At 40.8% G+C, this 741-nt stretch carries 2 protein-coding genes; both read left to right on the forward strand.

What is annotated here, in order from left to right; genetic code table 11:
- Positions 1–58: 58 nt before the first annotated feature.
- Positions 59–364 (forward strand): IS630 transposase-related protein, encoded by a 306-nt coding sequence (locus ACT3QP_RS14965; protein ID WP_192518682.1) that lies wholly within the window; start codon positions 59–61, stop codon positions 362–364.
- Positions 336–741: transposase (locus ACT3QP_RS14970; protein WP_444526050.1), on the forward strand; the 406-nt coding region annotated here is incomplete at its 3' end. The genes ACT3QP_RS14965 and ACT3QP_RS14970, both read left to right, overlap by 29 nt.

A 741-nucleotide genomic window follows, 5' to 3' on the forward strand; every position in this document is an offset into this window, starting at 1 on the left:
GATGACCACAAAAATGTTATAAAATAAATCAACTAAACGATTACCACTATAAACAACTATGACTTACTCCCTAGATTACCGCAAACAAGTTCTTAAAAGCTTAGATGAGGGCATGACCTTTGCCGAAGCTGCTGTTTTCTATGATATCAGTCCAACGACCATACAGAAGTGGAAAAAGCGTCTTCACAGTAAAACCACTCGAGACATCACTCCCTACAAAATAGAGGATGAAGCCTTAGCTCAAGACGTCAAAGACCACCCTGACGATTATCATTATGAGCGAGCCCAGCGTTTTAATTGCAGTCCAACAGGCATTAGTAAAGCCTTAAAACGTATTGGTATTAGCAAAAAAAAAGACACTTGAGCATCCCAAAGCTTGTCCACTAAAGCGGGCTCACTACCTAAAAAAACTTAACCACTACATCGCTCAAGGCTTTGCTATTGTCTACATGGATGAGAGTGGGTTTGAGAGTGAAACGATGCGTCCTTGTGGCTATGCACCCATCGGTAGCCCTTGCATTGACCGTTATAACTGGCAAGCCAAAGATAGAACCAACGTCATTGGTGCGCTCTATGGCAAAATGCTGTTTGCGCTCGATTGCTTAAAGACCAACATCAATAAAGAGGTTTTCTATCACTGGTGCAAATTCACGCTGATACCAAAGCTTAAGAGAAAATGCGTACTTGTCATGGATAATGCTGCTTTTCATAAAAATAAGCGTATTCAAAAACTACTGAATA

It is taken from the genome of Psychrobacter sp. AOP7-B1-24 (assembly GCF_052376215.1).
Lineage (GTDB): Bacteria > Pseudomonadota > Gammaproteobacteria > Pseudomonadales > Moraxellaceae > Psychrobacter.